We start from the raw sequence: 19,309 nt of genomic DNA on the forward strand, positions 1-19,309 counted from the left end.
CACTTATTATTTTTGACGCTGTTCCCAGCAAAAAAGGCCGAGAACTAAGTCTCAGCCTTTCTGTATTATTCAAGTATTAAAATTCTGGATCGGCAAATCACTGCTTGCCATTAATCGCAGAATGCCTTAATGATGATACCGAGACGTCCGTGTCATCGGTTCATCAGTCGCTGATGATTCAGTGCTATCGGTCGAATAACGGGCCCGACGCCTGCCTTCACCAGTTGTCGACTTCCGATCGCCTGTGGCGCGATCCCGCTGATGCTTATACGCCAACTGAACGGCCACTTCAAAATCGTTAGCCTGTTCAATCATTGATGTCCGGCCTAACACCTTAAAGGGACCACCTACTAACGTCGCGTTAGCAAGGTACAATTCAAATTGATCACGCACATCAGCCACGCTCTGCAATCCCACCGTGCTGACCGTACCAACCCGCTGCTTATCAGCTTGATTGATTCCGGCATAAACCACCAATTGGTTACCTTCCGGCTGCATCTCAAAGTAAGGAATCAGTGTTCCCGGTCCTGACGCGTAAACCGGCTTGCCCGTTTTAGTCGTTTGCTCCATAATCTCACGATCACCCAAGCCAGAATAATCCAGCTTTAAGAGCCGAGCTTGTTGCAATTGCGTAGCCAAATTTTGAATATTTTGCACATCACTTGGCGTTGACGCTAATTTTCCTGGCAAGATTTTCTTTTCATCAAAGTAGCCATTAGCCGGGATATTCCGGCCATGAATAGTCTGGTGCCCGGTTGTCTCCTCTTCTTTAGGCTTAATGTGCAGCCATTTTTCAATTTTTGGAGAAATATCGAAGGGCGCCTTTTTTTCTGTGAAGTAATACATACCATTCAAGTACACAAAGTACAAGAGCAGTAAGGCCACCAGCAAGATTAGTAACCCCCAAAATGGATGACCATTTTGCAGATAACGAATGGCGATATAAAACAAATAGAGGTCACCCAAGGCCCCTAGAATCACATAAACCCGATTCTTAATCTTGGCATTCACATTGATATAACCTAAGTAATGGTTGACCATATCAAGAAAGCTTAGCATTACCGATCCCCCTTTCGTTATTATTGATCAGTCGTATTGGTGCCATTAGTCGTTGCACTATACGTATTGTGGCTGTACGTACCCGATCCAGTATCATCAGTCGTATCATTCGTTGTATTATCAGTCGTATCGTCCGTTGTATCATTCGTCGTCCCATCTGATGAACTAGCCGCACTGGATGACGTCTTCTTTTTAGACGTGGTTCCCGTAGATCCAGTATTCCCAGTCGTCCCATTAGAAGACTCCTTCTCAGAAGTCGTATTAGCCGATGAGCTTTGTGTATCCGTCGTCGATGACTCACTACTACTGTCTTTTGAAGAGGAGTCACTACTATCTGAAGATTTCTTTGATGAATCTGAATCCTTTTTCTTGCTGTCATCACTGGCCTTTTTCTTCGAATCATTAGATGACATGCCGCTGACCAGAGACGAGCTAGTAGAAGAAACGCGTGCGGCCCCTTCATTCGTCTTGGTCACCGTATTGGTTACCACATTCGTTGCCCCGAGTGCTAGTGCCATCGAGACAATGGCAAATGGCGTGATAAAGGGTGGTGTTCGATACGCCATACACAATTCCTCCTTACGATTTACCTACTTCTATTATTGTGCCACAAGAAGCTCAAGTTTTTTTCAAAAATACCTTAATTTTTAACTAAAGTGGTCTCTTTTACGCCTGCCGCCTGACAGGTTCCACAAATCCCATAAAGTTCAAAGCTGTGTCCCGTTATCTTGCAGTCTGGTAATTGAGCCGTAAAAAAGTCCATGGGACACATCTGTAATTCAATCACCTTGCCACAATTTTGGCAGATGAAGTGATGGTGATGCTGATGATGAAAGTCACACTGATACTTCACGCGAGTCCGTTCCTGTTCGGTATTCTGTTCAACGATTCCCACTTCTTCGAACTCTTTCAAGTTACGATAAACCGTATTGTGACTCATCCCAGGAAATTCCGTTCGCATGTAAGCATCAACTGTAACCACATCCGTGTAATGTGCCTGATTCGTTAATAGGAACTCTAGTAAGGCGTGACGCTGCTTGGTTATTTTTAATTTATTCTGCCGTAGAATAGTCATTGCGGCGGTTAGCGATTCTGCCATTTTTGGGTGCCTCCTTGTTAGACCTAACCCTGTCGGTAACCCGTTCGGTTGAAACCCGAATTCCTTGTTAGTTTAGCATATTTATCGCGAAACTCAACTATCAACTGCTTGGTCTTGCTCAAGCGTCGTCATGAGCGCATCCAACTTGAGTTGTGTCTGTTGCCAATGATCATTGTTTAGTTGAACAGCCCGGCCCTTTAAGGCTAAGGGCATCTTTAAATCACGACGATACTCTGGGCTAGCCAGACGCTGAGCCATCATTGATTTGTCATCACCCCGTTGGCTTAATCGACCCGCTAACTGCTCTGAATCACTAACTGTTAGGAAAATAATCACGGCCTGATCGCCTAACTCTTGGGCATAAGTAATCGCCCCTTTTGTATCCAAAACAATTGCAGCAAACGGTGCCCGTTCAAATCCTGCCGCAATTCCTTCGCGCGACGACCCGTAATGATAACCGGCATATACGACCGATTCCAAGTAGTGCTTTTGTTGGAAGCTTACCTCATCTTCAAAGTAATAATCGACACCATCAACTTCTCCCTGACGTGGTGGCCGGGTTGTATGGGTCACAATTTTTGTCACAGGGTAGTTTTTAACCAAGTAATCTTGGACGGTGGTTTTTCCCGTTCCCGTTGCGCCGGTAATCACCAGTACCTTATGCATGATGATAATCCTCCAAATAGGTATTAGCTTGATCCAGCAAGCCCTTTAAGTTGTCGTAACTCAGTGTGTCACGTGCCGTCGCGTAATCAAACCAGCCAAATGCACTGATTTCAACTGTTTGTCGCTCAATGACACTGTCCGCTGGCACTAACGCTGTATACAAGACCACATGCTTATGGTGGCCATTAACCATGTCATAATCCAAATCTGCATGAAAATCTGGATTGATGGCTACATCTAATTGGGTTTCTTCCTTTATCTCACGTACGGCCGTTTGCAGATCACTTTCGTCCCCTTCGACATGGCCTTTAGGGAAACCCCAGAAATTACTGGTGGCACTTTTTAACAATAAATATTCAAGCCGCCCATCTACCAGCCGGTACACGACAGCCCCACTTGCTCTTTCGGTAATCATGCGTCATTGCCTCCTCAGAATTGACTAAACTCCTTTCATTTTAAATCGAAATGGTCTGTAATGGGAGTCCTTTACCTGACTTTTGTTAAAACAAGTCCCAACTCTCATTGACTTTTAATTTAACTCTAGGGTACACTATCCGAGATATCACCATTTATTAAGGAGGGTTTTTATGGGACTTGCGCGCATCTTTCGCCGCGAAAATTTAGATAATTACTTAAAAAGTGACCAGCATTTTGCCAAGACCATGTCAGCAAAAGATTTGATGTCACTCGGGATTGGTGCCGTGATTGGTACTGGGATTTTCATTCTTCCGGGGACAATTGCTGCCCAGTATAGTGGCCCCGGGATCGTTTTATCCTTTCTCCTAGCCGCTGTGGTCTGTTCAACGGCCGCCATGTGTTACGCCGAATTCGCTTCGGTTTTACCAGTGGCCGGATCGGCTTACTCTTACGGTAATCTCGTCTTCGGGGAAATCATCGGTTGGATCCTTGGTTGGGCACTGATTTTGGAATATGTGCTAGCTGTGGCAGCCGTGGCCAACGCTTTTGGCGCTTACTTTAAATCTTTTCTAGCTGGGTTTGGGGTCAACCTACCGACTGCCATCACGGGACCTTATGACCCTAGTCATGGCACCTACGGCAATATCATTGCCATTTTAGTCGTCTTCCTCATCAGCTGGCTACTGAATCGTGGTATGCGCGAATCCATGCGGATTAACAACGCGATTGTCATTGTTAAAATTGCTATTATTATTTTATTTGTGGTGGTTGGCATTTTTTATGTTAAACCCGCTAATTGGCAACCATTTGCGCCATTCGGTTCCAAGGGAATTCTTCGGGGGGCCTCGACCGTTTTCTTCGCATATCTCGGTTTTGACGTCGTCTCAGCTTCAGCTGCCGAAGTCAAGAACCCCAAGCGAAACATGCCCATCGGGATTATCGGAACATTGATTGTCGCTACCGTCCTCTACATGATGGTGGCCATCGTTTTAACCGGTATGGTGCATTACACCAAGCTTAACGTTGCCGATCCCGTAGCCCTTGCCCTAACGCTGGTTCATCAAAACTGGACTTCCGGCATTATCTCATTGGGTGCGCTGGCCGGCATGTTTACCATGATGGTCACCATGATCTATAGTTCTTCACGGCTCATCTATTCCGTTGGTCGCGATGGCTTATTGCCTAAGTTCTTGGGAAAAATCGATCACCAAACTGGAACCCCTAAGCACAGCTTAGCCGTCATTACCGTGGTCATCGCTGTGTTAGGTGGCTTCGTCCCCTTAGCTCAATTGACCAATCTGGTTAATATTGGGACGTTGGTTGCTTTCCTCTTTGTTTCCTTTGGGATTATCCGGCTCCGACATCTCGATAACTTGCCGCATAATACGGGATTCCAAGTTCCCTTTTATCCCGTTTTACCCATTGTCTCTGGACTCTTATGTTTCTACATGATGCTCCAGCTTCCCGCGGAAACGTGGATTGCCTCTAGTATTTGGTTTGCATTAGGACTCATTATTTACTTTAGTTATGGTCTGCGCCACAGTCGTTTAAACGACCAGGCCTAGTCACTCGTTTCTAACTTAAAAGGTAGGCGAAAATTTATGCGCAATCAACAATTTGCAATTCGACCAACCACGCTGGATCAAGCGCGCGTGGAACTTCAACAGATTCACTTCTTAGATGACACCAATCTGTCATTTACGACGCCAAGCGACCTTCTACGGGATTTCTACGACCGGAGTTGGCCCGAGTACACCACCAGCAGCGTGGTTGCTCAACAGCTCAGTAACCTCATGGCAACGCCTGAAACTGATGGCCTAACCTATTTGACCACCCATGAGCAGGTCCCGATTGATGTCTTCTATAATCTGGCCCTGCAACGACTCGGCTTTGCGGTAGATTTAGACTTTCAGCTCACCGATCCATTAGCAGCCATGACTAAGATTCAATTACCCGTGGCTGACCATGAAGGAACGACCTTTACTTTAAATGAATTAATGAATGCGTGGTACGTCTTACTCACCACGCACAACAAAACTGGTCAGACTTTCTTAGATCAATTGACCACACACGGTTATTTTGCACCACTCATTCATGATAACAGCGTGCCTAAGCCCCTCATCTTCAATGGTAAGGCCCAGGCCGTCTTTGATACGACCCAATTAATTCATGAAGTGGTTTACGTTGAAAGCCCGCAGGATACGGATCATGACGGCCACCGTGACTTGCTCAAAGCCGAAGTCATCCGACCTGCTGAAACGGCTAACGGACTCAAGGTTCCGGTCCTGTATACGGCTAGTCCTTACAATCAGGGGACTAACGACGAGGTAGGAGAAGCTCTGACGCACAACGTCAACGTTCCGCTCACTGCCAAGCAGCCAGCGGCCACAACCTTAGCCGATGTCACGGCTGAGCCAGTGACCACCCCGCTGCCAGATGCACGGCCAGTGACAGCGACAACCCACACTGCGGCAGAAACGTTTGCTCGTGAGCAATCATACACCCTCAACGACTATTTCTTAGCCCGGGGATTTGCCGTCGTCTACGCGGCTGGTATTGGAACCAAAGACTCTGACGGGTTACGGACCACTGGCGATCCGGAAGAGACCACCTCAACAATTGCCATCATTGAATGGCTAGCAGGCAACCGCACTGCCTTTACTACCCGCAATGCAACTCAGGCCATTCCGGCTTGGTGGAGTAACCATCAAGTTGCCATGACCGGCCGGTCGTACCTTGGCACCTTAGCAACAGCAGCCGCAACAACTGGGGTAGCTGGTCTTAAAACCGTTATCAGTGAAGCGGCCATTTCCAACTGGTACGATTATTACCGTGATGGCGGTTTGGTCGTTGCCCCAGGTGGCTTTCCCGGTGAAGACGCCGACGTGTTGGCCGAAGAAACCTTTAGTCGGCAACTTCTAGCCGGTGATTATCACCGGATTCAAGAAAAATGGCAACATCAGTTAGCCGCCATCACTCAGAAGCAAGACCGCGTGACCGGAAATTACAATCGCTTCTGGGATGCCCGCAACTATCTCAAAAATGCCAAAAATATTAAAGCTGATCTGTTGCTCGTCCACGGGTTAAACGACTGGAATGTAAAACCACGAAATGTCAACAATCTTTGGCGGGCTGTGCGCGACTTGCCCGTGACTAAGAAACTTATCTTGCATCAAGGCCAGCACATTTACATCAATGCCTTTCGGTCGATTGACTACACGGATATCGTAAACCTATGGCTGACGCATGAACTGTTAGGCGTTGACAATCACGCTGAAACTTTATTGCCTAATGTCATCATCCAAGATAATGTGACGCCAGAAACCTGGCAAGCGTACCCCGATTGGGATGCCCCTAGCAATCCGGTTCAGCACTTTAACCTCCAAGCTGACGAGTTAGTCGCCCCCAGTGATCACATCCCTGCGGCGGCCACCAGCTTTAACGATCAATTACCAGTCGATCAATTTAATCATTACACGCACCACATTGACGAGTGGCAAGCCGATTTACTCGGTGATAAACATAACGCGATGTTTAAGCACCGGCTACTATTCAAATCGGCCGTTTTGACCGACGACTTGGTCTTAGACGGTCGGCCCACCATTGACTTGCAAGTCGCGGTTAACCAGCCACTGGGACTGCTCAGTTTTCAATTAGTCGACTATGGTGATGCTAAACGATTAGGCGTCAGTCCAACACCTTTACGGATCCGATTGGATGAAGGTTATCGCTGGCGTGAAGACAATCTGCGCGAATTTACTGTGGCTGCAACCACGCCATGGAAAATGATTACCAAAGGTCACCGGAATCTGCAAAATCGAACCAACGCCTATCAAGTGGATGAACTCAAACCCAATACTTTCTATGACTTGAGTGTCACCTTACAGCCCACCCACTACCGGTTACTAGCCGGTCATCAATTGGGGCTCGTTATTTATGCGACCGACTTTGGGATGACCGTCCGTGGTAATCAGGATTTGCAGTACTCCATTCAGTTAGGCCAGTCGGCGCTTCACGTACCATTCATCACCGATTAAGCCACCACAGTTTGGAATTCACGCGAATAGTGATAGACTAATAATTAACTTCATTGACAGAAACGGAGGAATTTTTTATGAAACAAGGGACCACAATTATCACACTTGATAACGGCTACCATCTTTGGACCAATACCCAAGGTACTGGCGACATTCATTTACTCGCTTTACACGGTGGCCCTGGTGGCAACCATGAATACTGGGAAGACACGGCTAAGCAGTTGGCCGCCCAAGGATTGAACGTTCAAGTTCACATGTACGATCAATTAGGTTCTTGGTATTCTGATCAACCTGACTACAGTGACCCAGAAATTGCTAAGAAGTATCTCACGTATGATTACTACTTGGACGAAGTTGAAGAAGTTCGGCAAAAGCTGGGCATTGATGACTTCTATCTGATTGGTCAATCATGGGGTGGCGCACTGGTTCAAATGTACGCGGCTAAGTATGGTCAACACTTAAAGGGCGCCATTATTTCCTCCATGGTTGATAACATTGACGAATACGTGGAAAGTATTAACCACATTCGGGAAACGGCTTTAACGGCAGACCAAGTCGCTTACATGAAGCAAATTGAGGCTGAAGGTAACTACGACGATGCCAAGTACCAGAGCTATGTTGACATCTTAAATGATGGTTACGTTGATCGGAAAAAGCCAGCCGCTATTTCTCACCTCATCAGTACGATGGCAACTGACGTCTATGGTGCCTTCCAAGGTGACAATGAATTCGTCATCAAGGGAAAGCTGGCTGAATGGAACTTCCGTGATCATTTGAAGGACATTCAAGTGCCAACCCTCCTGACATTTGGGGAACATGAAACCATGCCATTGGCAACTGGTCAGAAAATGGCAGAGCTTATCCCTCACTCTCGCTTTGTGACTACCCCTGAAGGTGGCCACCACCACATGATCGATAATGCCCCTGTGTATTACGATCACTTGGCAACGTTTATTCGCGACGTGGAAGCCAATAATTTTAACGATTAATCTAAAAAACCAACCGACGCTGAAAGGCGATGGTTGGTTTTTTATTTTCGACACAATTTAAGGTTTAAACTTAACAATCCTTTTTTAGTTACTTATAGTAAAAAAATCGCTACAACTTTCGCTGTAGCGATCCATCTAAATTCTAATCGTGAATAACAACCTTCATCCCATAAGGGACATGATTATAAACCCATTTGGCATCGGCAACTGATAGGCGCACACATCCATGAGAAGCGGCGGTCTTCCCTAGTTCCTCAGCCTCTTTCTTGATGTAATTACCGTCGGCATCCGTTGGCACACTGTGGAACAAGTAAATCCCATGGTCTTTCCAAGAGACCCAATAACGGGCCCCTTCACCAGAACCTTGGTTATAGAAGAACTTGCCGCGTTCCGCTTGAATATGGTACGTTCCATGCGGCGTCTTGTTCTTACCAACCCCCGTTGAGCAATACATCGTGTATAGAATCTGTTGGCCATCCCGAATATAGACCCGTTGTTTGCTGGTATTAACATCCAGCCAAGCATCCGGATGTTGCTTCAAGTTCGGATAGGCTTTGTTTTCTGACGGCTGACGCCAGTTAATGGTCTTGGCCTTCGTGGTGGTTGTTTTTTTCTTGGTCGTGGGTTGTGCGGTCGACTGGGTCGCATCATCCGCCGAACTCTTTTGAATCACACGATTAATCCCCGCTGCCACAGCAACAATCAATACGACAATTACCAATAACCGTCTAAAACGTCTCATGCTCTTCCGTCCTTTATCGATTTTTTCATCTCTAGCGTTAACTCTAACGGATTTTTCTGAAAAAGGGAATGCTTTTTACCAAAACGTAATCTCAGTGACATCTAGTTGGTTGAGCCATTACGCAAACTCAACTTTTCCACGTTTAAAATCTTATCGACTAACCCGGTATAGAAGCTGGCCTCATGGCTAACAATGATGGCATTGCCAGGAAAGTCATTAATCGCCTGTTTTAAAGCTTGCTTCGTTTCGTCGTCCAAATGGTTAGTCGGTTCATCCATAATCAGGAAGTTGGCTGGCTCAAATTCCATTAAGGCCAATTTAACCTTGGTCTGTTCGCCCCCTGAGAGCTCACCAATGGGTTTCATCGCGTTAGCGGAATCCAAACCACATTTGGATAACTTCGTGCGAATCGCCTTTTGAGGTAACTTCTCGTATTTGGCTTGGATAATTTGTAGCGGTGTTTGCTGGTTATTATCCCACACTAAATCTTGGCTGAAGTAGCTAATCCGTGCGGATGGTGAGAAGTGCGCCTCGCCACCCTTAGCTTTGATAATCCCCAGAATTGACTTAATCAATGTCGACTTCCCGACACCATTAAATCCGGTCAACCCGACCTTTTGATCAGTCGTGACGGAGAAGGTTACCGGTTTAAGTAATGGTCGATCATATCCCACGGATAACTCGTCAACGACTAAAGCATTTTGCGAACCCGTTTCTTGATAAGGAAAATCAAAATGGGCTTGCACATTGGTCGAAGGTGGATCGACCCGATCCAATCGATTAAGCATCTTTTCCCGCGATTTGGCCATTGTTGATTTTGAACCGGCCTTGTTCTTTCGAATAAAGCGTTCCGCCTTTTCGATCACAACCTGTTGCTTATCAAACTCCCGTTGCTGAGCCTTTTCACGTTCACCCCGTTGGCGCATGGCTTGCTTAAAGCTGCCCCGATACTTGGTAATTTGGCCGAAAGCCACGTTGATGATACAATTCGTCACATTCTGTAAAAAATCATAATCATGAGAAATGATGAGTGCTGCTCCGTCAAAATTATTCAGATAATCTTCCAACCACGCAATGTGGGCCACATCTAAGTAGTTGGTCGGTTCATCAAGTAAAATAACGTCAGGATTTTCCAATAATAACTTAGCCAAAATAATCTTCGACCGCTGGCCCCCAGACATCTTAGCGACGGCGTGATCCCGACCAATATCGTCCAGGCCCAACCCTGAGATCACCCGTTCAATCTCAGTTTCAACGTCATAGAAGTTCCGGGCGTCTAGTTCTTCTTGAATCCGGCCCGCGCGTTCTAAGAGCTTGTCGTTCATCGTTTCAGCGTATTCCGTATACATGGCCGTCATGCGGTCATTCATGGCATACAAATCAGCATAGGCCGTATGAAGAAAATCAATTAATGTCATTCCATCAGGAATATCGGCATACTGGTCCAAATAACCAATGTGCGTCTTTTTTTGCCATTTAACTGTCCCAGTTAGGGGGAGTTCCTGTTCCGTAATAATCTTAATTAAGGTTGACTTTCCAACCCCGTTTTGCCCGACGACACCCATGTGTTCGCCCTTTTCGAGGGTAAAACTGGCATTCTCGTAGAGTTTCTTATCAGCGAAGCTCATACTGAGATCGTCAACTTCTAATAGTGGCACGTGTATCCTTCCCTTCTTCTCTTACGCAGAAAAAAGCCCGACAGCGTCAGGCTTTAATCCTAAAACTTATATAGGTAGTAACTTACCACGAAATACGGGGGTTCGTCAACTTCATGGCCTAGGAGGCTACCTATCATCTGTGATATAATAGGTGAAATTTACTGCTTAAGGACTGACTGACTATGAACATTCGTAATATTGACCATTTAACCCTGACCGTGAGTGATATTGAACGGTCTATTCGCTGGTACCATGAGGTCTTTGACCTCCCCATCATTGAATTTGACGATGGTCGTCAAGGCGTTAAGGTGGGTAAACAAAAGCTTAACTTTCAACAGAGCGATACTCCGCATCTCCCCGTGGCTAATCATCCCACGATTGGCGCAGCTGACTTTGCCATTATTGCCACCGACCCTCTGGCTAATATCTTATCGCATTTAACCAATTATGCCGTTGAAATCGTAGACGGTCCGGTTACGAAACAGGGGGCTCTGGGACCCATGACCTCAGTCTACGTCCGTGATCCTGATGAAAACCTCATCGAAATCGGCAAATACGAGAAATAGGAGGCTTCGCCGTGAATCGTTTCAACCAAATCTTTGATTGGATTGCCCGTTGCTTCAGATGGGTGGGCTTCCTGTTGATTTATCTCGTGGACACCGTCATCTTATCGTTTGCAACGATGCAAGTTAAACACCCCACCGTGGTGAACCGTTCGATTGGGATGATGCTGATTTATTCAGCCTTTGTCTTGGCTTTCATTACCTGGCGGTACCAAAAACAATTACAAAGTAACAATCCCCGCCATTTCGGTCGTACCAAATTAACGGGGACCCGGTTTGGCCAGCTGATGGCATTCTTCTTTCTCATGTATGGTATTCAAATGGTGTGGAGCCTTTTGATTAGCGCGCATATTTTGGGAACACCCGCTAACCAGACGGCCGTCAATAGCCAGATTATTCAATTACCATTCTGGAATCTGGCCTATTCGATTCTTTTTGCACCGGTGATTGAGGAACTGATCTTTCGCGGCATTTTTCTGAATTACTTCTTTCGGCAAAATTCTCGCGTCATGAATGTCTTAGGCGTTCTGTTCTCTGGCATGATCTTCGGCTACATGCATGTTACCAGTCTGTCTACCACGTGGATCATGTATTCATTACTCGGTTGCATCTTAGGTTGGGCTTACCTTCATTTCCGGGATATTCGATACAACACAACCTTACATTTTATGAATAACGCGTTGTCGTTATTAGCATATATCTGAAAAAAGTCGCTTAGAAAATCACATGCTGATTTTCTAAGCGACTTTTATATTTAATTAATCCTTTGATGTTAGGCGCCAGGTTCTCCCTAATCAGTTGCCGTAAATAACGTCAGCAAATCCTCCGCACGTAGATTGGCTTTCTCCGCGCCGCGGACGTCCAATTTAATCTGACCGTCTTGAACCATCACCAACCGGTTACCATAAGTTAATGCGTCACTCATCTTATGCGTAATCATCATGGTTGTTAGGTGATGACTCGTCACGATCTTTTGCGTCAAGTCCATCACTTTTTGACTGGTCTGCGGGTCTAAAGCGGCCGTGTGCTCATCCAACAATAATAATTCTGGCTGACTGAGGGTTGCCATCAGCAACGATAATGCTTGGCGTTGCCCCCCCGACAGATATTTAACTTGCGTCGTCAAGCGATCCTCTAAGCCCATTTCAAGTGGCCGCAAAAGTTCCTGATAAGCCGCCAGCTGGTCTGCCCGACGGTAACGTCGTAAGCTCATACTCCCCGTGTGCTCTTGTGCTAACGTGAGATTCTGAGCCACGCTGAGCTCACCAGCCGTCCCCATCTTGGGATCTTGGAACACACGCGATAACCATTTAGCCCGGTAAGCCACTGACTTCTTGGTGACCCGATGGCCGGCTAATGTCATCTCACCCGCATCGACTGGCAAGGTGCCAGCAATCGTATTCAACAGTGTCGACTTGCCCGCCCCATTGTTACCAATGACAGCAACAAAGTCTCCGGGCGTAATCTCTAAGCTAACGTTTTTTAACACATGACGCTCATTTGCTGTCCCGGGAAAGAAGACCTTCTGGAGATGCTTGACGCTTAAGACTGCTGGTTGTTGCATGTTCATCGACTCCAATCTGTTTGAGATAACGGTTCAACTGTTGCCGGGTCCGGTACTTATTACGAAGAATCGGCAGGCAAATGACCACGACCAAGATTCCTGCAGATAAAATTTTGAGATCATCGACTGGGAATCCAAGTCCCATCGCTACGGTCAATAAATAACGATAAATCACAGCGCCCAACGCCATCGCGGTTAATCGTAACCACATCTGGCGACCGTGTAGGAAGATTTCACCTACTAAGACAGAGGCTAATCCAATAACGATCGTGCCAATTCCCATACCAATATCCGCGTAACCATTGCTTTGAGCAATCAGCGCTCCGGACAAGGCGATACACCCGTTGGAGACCATGTAACCAATAATCACCATTCGGTCAGTATGAATCCCATTGGCCGCACTCATCGCCGGATTATCACCAGTTGCCATCAACGATAATCCCAGTCGCGTCTTGAATAACCAGATGAGTAGCACAATGACTAATCCTGTCACCACTGCTCCAATAACAATCGTTTGCAGGTCTAATGACCAACTCGCCGGTAAAACATTCATCAATACTTTTTGATTTAATAGTGGCACGTTGGATTTTCCCATGATGTGCATGTTCACCGAATATAATCCGGTCATCGTCAGAATACCGGCGAGTAAGGAAGGCATATGAAGCTTCGTATCCAAGACTCCCGTCACTCAGCCAGCGATACACCCTGCCAAGAAACCCAACAGACTGGCAACGATAGCCGACTGCCCACTTAACATCGCGCTAACCGTTACTGCCGCCCCCAAGGGGAAGCTTCCTTCAGTGGTTAAATCAGGAATATCTAAAATTCTAAATGTGATAAAGACCCCGATGACAAGCGGCGTCCAGAGGAGACCTTGACCGATACTGGTGATTAACATAGAACCGAACCCCTTTCTTAAGGTTGCTTGATTTGATTTGTGGCTAATCCAATGGATTTAGCATTAGCTTTATTGACGTACAGATGTAGCTTCTTAGAGGTTTCAACCGCCATAGATTGTGGCTTCTTGTGGTTAACTAAGACATCATAAGCCATCTTCCCGGTTTGCTTGCCCAAATCGTAGTAGTTAATCCCATAGGTTGCCGTCCCACCATCTTCGGCCATTTCAATTGACCCGGTAACAACGGGAAGCTTGGCGGTCTTAGCCTTTTGACCAATTGTCTTCATGGCACTAGCCATCAAATTATCCGTTGGCAGATAAAGCCCTGAAACTTTCCCGGTTAATCCGGCCAATACACTCGTCACATCGTTGGTGCTCGTCGCACTGACCACCTTTAGCTTTAAGTTATGTTTCTTCGCATAGGCCTTAGCCAAGTTTACTTGCAAGACAGAATTTTCTTCAGATGAGTTGTACATAATTCCCAATGGTTTGTTGCCTTTGGACATGCTAGCCAACAGTTTTAATTGCAAGCCAACCGGCGTTAAATCACTCGTCCCACTGACATTCGTATTGGGCTGTTGATTAGACTTTACCAGTCCGGCTGATTTCAAATCAGTCACAGCAGTCACCAGCGTTGGCGTCGTGGTCGTCTTCTTAGCCAATGCTTGCGCAGCTGGCGTGGCAATTCCAACCAACAGGTCATTCTTTTGTTGGACCAACTGTTGGCTCATGGTGTTCAAGTTAGCTTGATCGCCCTGCGCATTTAAGTAGTGATACGTGACCTTGGTTGATTTATCGTGGGCTTTCAATTGCTGATTCAGGCCAGCCTTGAATCCTTGCCGTGCCTCATCGAGTGAGCCATGTTGCACCACCTGTAAGATACCAACTGACAATGATTTACTGTTAGACGATGATGAATGACTGGAACAACCGGCTAAGACTAATCCTAAGAGTGCGATGCTACTGATTAATAGTTTTTTCATAATGAGACCCCTCAATTTTAATTTAATAAACAAAAACACCAGATAGATTCAAAGTAGAATCTACCTGGTGTTTTTATCGGGCCCGATATTATTTCTCCAGATAGATTATACCCGTATCTATCTGGCGCTAAGTCATGTTGAAAAACTTTAGCTAATCGATAGATACAAACGCAGTTGTGCGGTGCGTTCGTATCCAGCGAGCTGAACACAAACGCTATCTAAAGAAAAAGCTAAAGGCAAATTGGCTATTTAAATGTTGGAGGTATGATGATTGCATAATGGCAAGTTCCCTTTCATTTATCAATTTACAAGTATTAGTAAACCATTTAAAAATGAGGCTGTCAACCCCAACTTTTAATTTACTTCTCATTTTCAACGGATATTAGACTCTGATAATCTTGGCTCCAGGCCAACCCCATGGCACCATCACCAACATGTACCCCAAAGCTCGGCCCAATTTCAGCGACATCAAATTTAACCGACGGAAATCGTTTCTGAGCAGTTGCTAACCACTGTGCTGTCGTTTCTGGCTGATCGGCATTCAGAATAGTCGCTTTTACTGGGACTGCTTCGGCCAATGCCGCCGCTAAATCATCCAAGAAGTCACTCATTGCACCCTTTAATCGCAACGCACTACCGGCAACCCGCATTTTCCCAGAGGATTCAAAAACTAGGATTGGCTTTCCGGGCAATAGTGGTGCATTGCCCGGACCATGCCCATTCACTTCACCCGTTCGCAAAAGTGGTTTGATGGAATCCACGACAAAGGCACTATGGGTCGTGTCCCGTAATCGTTTCAGTTGTTCAAGAATCTCTCTTGGGGGGGTCCCTTGCACAGCTAGCATTGCCGCTAATCGCGCCTGGTCACCCATAGTTGTCAGAATGCCGCGAGAATCCCACGGCCATACGTGGAGACTGGTAATATTCTCAGCATAGGCCGCTAACGTATTCACAAATCCAGAAATACCTAGTGACGGTCCAATTACAATCACATCAGTAACCCCCGTAGCCGCTAGCTCATCACAGGTCTGGTGCACCATCTTCATTGAAATCTGTGGAGCGGTTGGTACCAACTTTTTAGACTTAGCCAGTCGCAATAACCGATAATAATCGGCCGTCGGCAAATCTTGATATTCATGATATTGCCGATTACCAAACATAATCGGTGCAGCCAATAGGGTTATTTGCTGTTGCTTAGCTTCGACAAATTCAATCCCAGCTGACGTATCCGTTAACACTGCAACTTTCATATCACAACCTCCTTCAAACTATTCTTCAATTAGATCCATTTTTAAAAGTAAATGGGACAAAGCCCCCCCTCCCGCCGTGGGTTCTTACTGACCTTGGTGCGCGTTTTTAGCGCGCTTAGGATAAGACCGAGCTTTAAGACAAGTGGGTTGCTTGGCTTAAAACGTTCCAGCCCATTTACCGCGACCAGAGGGCGGGCTTAGCCTCACGGACAGGCTTAGTTACGCTCAAGTATACCAAAAAACTACAAAAGATGGTTGACGGTTTTTCAGCAATGCCGTACACTATATCTATTCGAAACGGAAAGGAAGGAAAGTGAAATGCAAATGTCTGCCTTTGAACTTAATGGACGTTGGCAAAGCCGGTAATCAAGTCGTCATCATGTAGATGCGACTTGAGCTCCCAGAGCGATTTTCGCATCTGCGCCGGCTAACTTTCTGATGGGCCTGCACGGATGTTTTATCCGGTGTTGCGGGTCCTTTTTCTTTGGGGCACCCAGCCGGTCTGGGTGCCCTTTTTGTCGCGATAAGCAAAAAATCAAGTGAGGTTGATGCGCTATGAAACGCCTGTATGGATTAATTGGAATTATTGTTATTTTTCTCTGTTTTGCCTTTGTTCAAGAGAGCCGTCCCCAGTCAGCTACCCGGCAAAAAGTCCCCACAGTTGGCATCTTACAGCTGCTATCTCACCCTGCCCTTGACACAATTCATAAGGGGATTATTCATGGCTTGGCTGAAGAAGGCTACCATGTGGGTAAAAACATCAAAATTGATTATCAAAATGCCCAAAATGACCAAAGTAATCTAAAAACGATGAGTGCCCGGTTCGTCAATGAAGACGCCGATGCCATGATTGGTATTGCGACGCCAGCTGCGCAAGCGTTAGCGAACGCTAGCAGCAAAACCCCCATCGTCTTAGGAGCTATCACTGATCCCAAAGGAGCAGACTTGGTCAAGAGTAACCGTCACCCCGGAAATAATGTTACGGGGGTCTCTGATCAAGCACCACTCAAATCACAGTTACACCTGATCAAAAAAGTTATGCCGAAGATGAAGACGCTGGGAATTATCTACACGTCATCTGATTCTTCCGCCACCGCGCAATACCATCAATTCGTTGCTTTATGTAAGAAAGAACACGTTCGCTTAAAGTCCTATTCAATCGCTAATACCAACGACTTGAATCAGGTTGCCGAAGAAATGGTCACCCAAGTTGATGCTGTCTACGTGCCAACTGATAATACCATTGCCAGTGCGATGCAAACATTAGTTGCGGCTGCCAATGCCCAGAAGGTGCCTGTCTTTCCGGCCGTAGATACCATGGTTAAGTCTGGTGGCCTTGCAACTCTCAGCGTTAACCAGTACCAATTGGGAGTTGAAACGGGTAAAATGACGGCCGCCATTTTACGAGGTAAGAACCCGGCAACCATGCCAATCAAGTTTGAACGCCAAGGTGAAATGGCGATTAACTTATCAGCAGCTAAAAAGCTGGGTATCACCTTACCAACATCTGTCGTTAAAGAAGCGCAAACCCACGGGGAGGTTTTTAAATGAGTTTAATGGTATCTGCAATCGGACAAGGCCTCCTTTGGGCCGTCCTCGGGGTAGGATTATTCCTGACCTTTAGAATTTTAGACTTTGCCGATATGACGGTTGAGGGCACTTTCCCATTAGGTGCCGCCACCGCCGTCGCGGCTATTAGTAACGGCATGAATCCGATTCTGGCAACCTTGCTGGCGTTTATCGCCGGAGCCGCAGCCGGGTTAATTACCGGATTGCTCTATACGAAAGGGCACATTCCCATTCTATTAGCGGGAATCTTAGTGATGACTGCCTGCTACTCAGTCAATTTACGAATTATGAGCGGTCGTTCCAACGTCTCACTCTTAGGAAAAGAAACGTTGTTTAAATCCCACTTTCTAGCCTCTCTACCACACTACTTCGATAGTGTCGTCCTCGGCGCCGGTGTCATGATTATCGTCACCACTCTCGTCATTTATTTCTTACAAACCGAACTGGGGCAAGGCTTCATTGCCACTGGCGATAATCAAACCATGGCTCGCTCTTTGGGAATCAATACCGATAACATGAAGATCATGGGATTAATGGTCTCTAACGGTCTGATTGCTTTTGGCGGCGCCTTAGTCGCGCAGAACAACGGTTATGCCGATGTTAACATGGGAATTGGGATCATCGTTATTGCTCTAGCCTCCATCATTATTGGTGAAGTGGCCTTTGGTGATTTAACATTAAATCAACGGCTCGTGGCTGTAACTTTAGGTAGTATCCTCTACCGATTCGTCTTGTTAATCGTTCTAAAACTAGGCTTCAACGCCACCGATTTGAACTTGGTTTCTTCGGTCGTCTTAGCACTCTGCATGATGTTGCCCGTCTTCAAGAACGTTCTCAACTTCAAGCATATTTTGAAACGGGGGTTAGATACCAATGACTAAACCACTCCTTGAATTAAAAGACGTTGTCCTCAAGGTCAACCGGAACACACCCGAAGAAATCATGATTTTAGATCATCTCAACCTGACCATTAACGCCGGAGATTTCATCACCGTGCTGGGTTCTAATGGTGCTGGGAAATCAACCTTATTTAACGCCATCGGTGGTGATCTCAGTATTGATAGCGGTCAAATCCTCCTCAATGGCAAGGACATTGCCCACGAATCTGTCGAGAAACGTACGCGTTTTTTAGCCCGGGTTTTTCAGGATCCAAAATTAGGCACGGCTCCCCGAATGAACGTGGCCGAGAATCTACTATTAGCTGAGAGCCGCGGGCAGCACCGCGGATTACGGCCCCGGCACCTTAATAAACAACTCGACCGCTACCGTGAATTAACTGCTACCATGCATAATGGTCTTGACAGTCGCTTAACTACGGCTACGGGGAACTTGTCTGGTGGTCAACGTCAGGCCTTAAGCTTTCTGATGGCAACGCTCAAACGCCCGGAAATCCTACTGCTGGATGAGCATACAGCTGCCTTAGATCCACAGACCAGTCAAGATCTCATGCACTTGACGAATGAACGGGTTCAACAAGAGAAGCTAACTTGTTTAATGATCACCCATCACTTGGAGGATGCCCTAACCTATGGTAATCGCCTCATTGTCTTACATCACGGGCAGGTAACTTTCGACGTAGCCGGAGAAGCCAAAGCTGCTTTGACCACCGAAAAACTTTATAGTTTCTTTGCCGACATTGAATAGGTCTCTTAAAAGGCACGAATCCAGCAGATTCGTGCCTTTTTATTACACTCAATTCTCAACTTAATAGCGAAATTATTAGATTTTATTTATGAAAATTATTAGTTTTATTGACAAATATAGAATAATCTGATAATCTTATTTACATCACATAACGTTAACTATTTTAAAACA

The 19,309-nt window shown here is 46.2% G+C and carries 18 protein-coding genes and 1 pseudogene; 8 read left to right on the forward strand and 11 right to left on the reverse strand.

The window, feature by feature from the left end:
• Positions 1–126: 126 nt before the first annotated feature.
• From FC61_RS04475 to FC61_RS04495, 5 genes are all read right to left on the reverse strand, one after another.
• Positions 127–1,059 (reverse strand): DUF6681 family protein, encoded by a 933-nt coding sequence (locus FC61_RS04475; protein ID WP_021741571.1) that lies wholly within the window; start codon positions 1,057–1,059, stop codon positions 127–129.
• Between the two features lie 20 nt (positions 1,060–1,079).
• Positions 1,080–1,625 carry a hypothetical protein gene (locus FC61_RS04480; protein WP_011668394.1) on the reverse strand — a complete coding sequence of 182 codons (546 nt, stop codon included), beginning with the start codon at positions 1,623–1,625 and terminating at the stop codon, positions 1,080–1,082.
• A 74-nt stretch (positions 1,626–1,699) separates the two neighbouring features.
• Positions 1,700–2,158: a Fur family transcriptional regulator gene (locus FC61_RS04485; RefSeq protein WP_011668395.1), complete on the reverse strand. Its 459-nt coding sequence runs from the start codon at positions 2,156–2,158 to the stop codon at positions 1,700–1,702.
• 93 nt (positions 2,159–2,251) lie between these two features.
• A complete protein-coding gene (locus FC61_RS04490) occupies positions 2,252–2,824 on the reverse strand; it encodes a nucleoside/nucleotide kinase family protein (protein WP_015474139.1) in 573 nt (190 codons plus the stop codon).
• Positions 2,817–3,239 carry a bis(5'-nucleosyl)-tetraphosphatase gene (locus FC61_RS04495; protein ID WP_021741569.1) on the reverse strand — a complete coding sequence of 141 codons (423 nt, stop codon included), beginning with the start codon at positions 3,237–3,239 and terminating at the stop codon, positions 2,817–2,819. The genes FC61_RS04490 and FC61_RS04495 overlap by 8 nt, the downstream gene beginning before the upstream one ends.
• Positions 3,240–3,411: 172 nt before the next feature.
• Between FC61_RS04495 and FC61_RS04500 the strand changes: the two genes are divergently transcribed.
• The 3 genes from FC61_RS04500 to FC61_RS04510 all read left to right on the forward strand — a co-directional run bounded on the left by FC61_RS04500 (position 3,412) and on the right by FC61_RS04510 (position 8,267).
• Complete coding sequence (locus tag FC61_RS04500) at positions 3,412–4,806, forward strand: APC family permease (RefSeq protein WP_011668397.1); 1,395 nt, start codon at positions 3,412–3,414, stop codon at positions 4,804–4,806.
• 36 nt (positions 4,807–4,842) lie between these two features.
• Positions 4,843–7,278 (forward strand): Xaa-Pro dipeptidyl-peptidase, encoded by a 2,436-nt coding sequence (locus tag FC61_RS04505; protein WP_021741568.1) that lies wholly within the window; start codon positions 4,843–4,845, stop codon positions 7,276–7,278.
• Between the two features lie 77 nt (positions 7,279–7,355).
• The gene (locus tag FC61_RS04510) at positions 7,356–8,267 is read left to right on the forward strand and encodes a proline-specific peptidase family protein (RefSeq protein WP_021741567.1); all 912 of its coding nucleotides are present in this window, start codon (positions 7,356–7,358) and stop codon (positions 8,265–8,267) included.
• A gap of 142 nt (positions 8,268–8,409) precedes the next feature.
• On the opposite strand, the gene FC61_RS04515 is transcribed toward FC61_RS04510, so the two are convergent.
• Both FC61_RS04515 and FC61_RS04520 read right to left on the reverse strand, forming a co-directional pair.
• Positions 8,410–9,009 carry a L,D-transpeptidase gene (locus FC61_RS04515; RefSeq protein ID WP_011668400.1) on the reverse strand — a complete coding sequence of 200 codons (600 nt, stop codon included), beginning with the start codon at positions 9,007–9,009 and terminating at the stop codon, positions 8,410–8,412.
• Between the two features lie 101 nt (positions 9,010–9,110).
• Positions 9,111–10,637 carry an ABC-F family ATP-binding cassette domain-containing protein gene (locus FC61_RS04520; RefSeq protein ID WP_021741566.1) on the reverse strand — a complete coding sequence of 509 codons (1,527 nt, stop codon included), beginning with the start codon at positions 10,635–10,637 and terminating at the stop codon, positions 9,111–9,113.
• A 212-nt stretch (positions 10,638–10,849) separates the two neighbouring features.
• Here FC61_RS04520 and FC61_RS04525 point away from each other — a divergent pair, with 212 nt between their 5' ends.
• Together FC61_RS04525 and FC61_RS04530 are read left to right on the forward strand one after the other, a co-directional pair.
• Positions 10,850–11,233 (forward strand): VOC family protein, encoded by a 384-nt coding sequence (locus FC61_RS04525; protein ID WP_011668402.1) that lies wholly within the window; start codon positions 10,850–10,852, stop codon positions 11,231–11,233.
• Positions 11,234–11,244: 11 nt separating this feature from the next.
• Complete coding sequence (locus FC61_RS04530) at positions 11,245–11,934, forward strand: CPBP family intramembrane glutamic endopeptidase (protein ID WP_021741565.1); 690 nt, start codon at positions 11,245–11,247, stop codon at positions 11,932–11,934.
• Positions 11,935–12,020: 86 nt separating this feature from the next.
• Here FC61_RS04530 and FC61_RS04535 read toward each other — a convergent pair whose 3' ends face one another.
• The 4 genes and pseudogenes from FC61_RS04535 to FC61_RS04550 all read right to left on the reverse strand — a co-directional run bounded on the left by FC61_RS04535 (position 12,021) and on the right by FC61_RS04550 (position 15,925).
• Positions 12,021–12,794 carry an ABC transporter ATP-binding protein gene (locus FC61_RS04535; protein ID WP_024526500.1) on the reverse strand — a complete coding sequence of 258 codons (774 nt, stop codon included), beginning with the start codon at positions 12,792–12,794 and terminating at the stop codon, positions 12,021–12,023.
• Positions 12,727–13,692, reverse strand: a pseudogene (locus FC61_RS04540) (ABC transporter permease). The gene FC61_RS04535 and the pseudogene FC61_RS04540 overlap by 68 nt, the downstream one beginning before the upstream one ends.
• A 17-nt stretch (positions 13,693–13,709) precedes the next feature.
• Positions 13,710–14,675, reverse strand: coding sequence for an ABC transporter substrate-binding protein (locus FC61_RS04545; RefSeq protein ID WP_035464427.1), 966 nt, complete (start codon positions 14,673–14,675; stop codon positions 13,710–13,712).
• Positions 14,676–15,034: 359 nt separating this feature from the next.
• Positions 15,035–15,925, reverse strand: a complete 891-nt coding sequence (locus tag FC61_RS04550) for a DegV family protein (RefSeq protein ID WP_021741560.1) — start codon at positions 15,923–15,925, stop codon at positions 15,035–15,037.
• 555 nt (positions 15,926–16,480) lie between these two features.
• Here FC61_RS04550 and trpX point away from each other — a divergent pair.
• From trpX to FC61_RS04565, 3 genes are read left to right on the forward strand one after another with little or no spacing between them, the layout of a single operon-like run.
• On the forward strand, positions 16,481–17,476 hold the full coding sequence (trpX, locus tag FC61_RS04555; protein WP_021741559.1) for a tryptophan ABC transporter substrate-binding protein: 996 nt from the start codon (positions 16,481–16,483) through the stop codon (positions 17,474–17,476).
• Entirely contained in the window at positions 17,473–18,375 is a 903-nt protein-coding gene (locus tag FC61_RS04560) for an ABC transporter permease (protein WP_021741558.1), read from the forward strand. The genes trpX and FC61_RS04560 overlap by 4 nt, the downstream gene beginning before the upstream one ends.
• Positions 18,368–19,138, forward strand: coding sequence for an ABC transporter ATP-binding protein (locus FC61_RS04565; protein WP_021741557.1), 771 nt, complete (start codon positions 18,368–18,370; stop codon positions 19,136–19,138). The genes FC61_RS04560 and FC61_RS04565 overlap by 8 nt, the downstream gene beginning before the upstream one ends.
• Positions 19,139–19,309 lie beyond the last annotated feature (171 nt).

This window comes from Levilactobacillus brevis ATCC 14869 = DSM 20054 (genome assembly GCF_001433855.1).
Lineage (GTDB): Bacteria > Bacillota > Bacilli > Lactobacillales > Lactobacillaceae > Levilactobacillus > Levilactobacillus brevis.

Bases quoted from the DNA above. Each gene is read 5' to 3' on its own strand.
- FC61_RS04475 (WP_021741571.1), bottom strand. From the start codon at position 1,059: ATGCTAAGCTTTCTTGATATGGTCAACCATTACTTAGGTTATATCAAT.
- FC61_RS04480 (WP_011668394.1), bottom strand. From the start codon at position 1,625: ATGGCGTATCGAACACCACCCTTTATCACGCCATTTGCCATTGTCTCG.
- FC61_RS04485 (WP_011668395.1), bottom strand. From the start codon at position 2,158: ATGGCAGAATCGCTAACCGCCGCAATGACTATTCTACGGCAGAATAAA.
- FC61_RS04490 (WP_015474139.1), bottom strand. From the start codon at position 2,824: ATGCATAAGGTACTGGTGATTACCGGCGCAACGGGAACGGGAAAAACC.
- FC61_RS04495 (WP_021741569.1), bottom strand. From the start codon at position 3,239: ATGATTACCGAAAGAGCAAGTGGGGCTGTCGTGTACCGGCTGGTAGAT.
- FC61_RS04500 (WP_011668397.1), top strand. From the start codon at position 3,412: ATGGGACTTGCGCGCATCTTTCGCCGCGAAAATTTAGATAATTACTTA.
- FC61_RS04505 (WP_021741568.1), top strand. From the start codon at position 4,843: ATGCGCAATCAACAATTTGCAATTCGACCAACCACGCTGGATCAAGCG.
- FC61_RS04510 (WP_021741567.1), top strand. From the start codon at position 7,356: ATGAAACAAGGGACCACAATTATCACACTTGATAACGGCTACCATCTT.
- FC61_RS04515 (WP_011668400.1), bottom strand. From the start codon at position 9,009: ATGAGACGTTTTAGACGGTTATTGGTAATTGTCGTATTGATTGTTGCT.
- FC61_RS04520 (WP_021741566.1), bottom strand. From the start codon at position 10,637: ATGAGCTTCGCTGATAAGAAACTCTACGAGAATGCCAGTTTTACCCTC.
- FC61_RS04525 (WP_011668402.1), top strand. From the start codon at position 10,850: ATGAACATTCGTAATATTGACCATTTAACCCTGACCGTGAGTGATATT.
- FC61_RS04535 (WP_024526500.1), bottom strand. From the start codon at position 12,794: ATGCAACAACCAGCAGTCTTAAGCGTCAAGCATCTCCAGAAGGTCTTC.
- FC61_RS04545 (WP_035464427.1), bottom strand. From the start codon at position 14,675: ATGAAAAAACTATTAATCAGTAGCATCGCACTCTTAGGATTAGTCTTA.
- FC61_RS04550 (WP_021741560.1), bottom strand. From the start codon at position 15,925: ATGAAAGTTGCAGTGTTAACGGATACGTCAGCTGGGATTGAATTTGTC.
- trpX (WP_021741559.1), top strand. From the start codon at position 16,481: ATGAAACGCCTGTATGGATTAATTGGAATTATTGTTATTTTTCTCTGT.
- FC61_RS04560 (WP_021741558.1), top strand. From the start codon at position 17,473: ATGAGTTTAATGGTATCTGCAATCGGACAAGGCCTCCTTTGGGCCGTC.
- FC61_RS04565 (WP_021741557.1), top strand. From the start codon at position 18,368: ATGACTAAACCACTCCTTGAATTAAAAGACGTTGTCCTCAAGGTCAAC.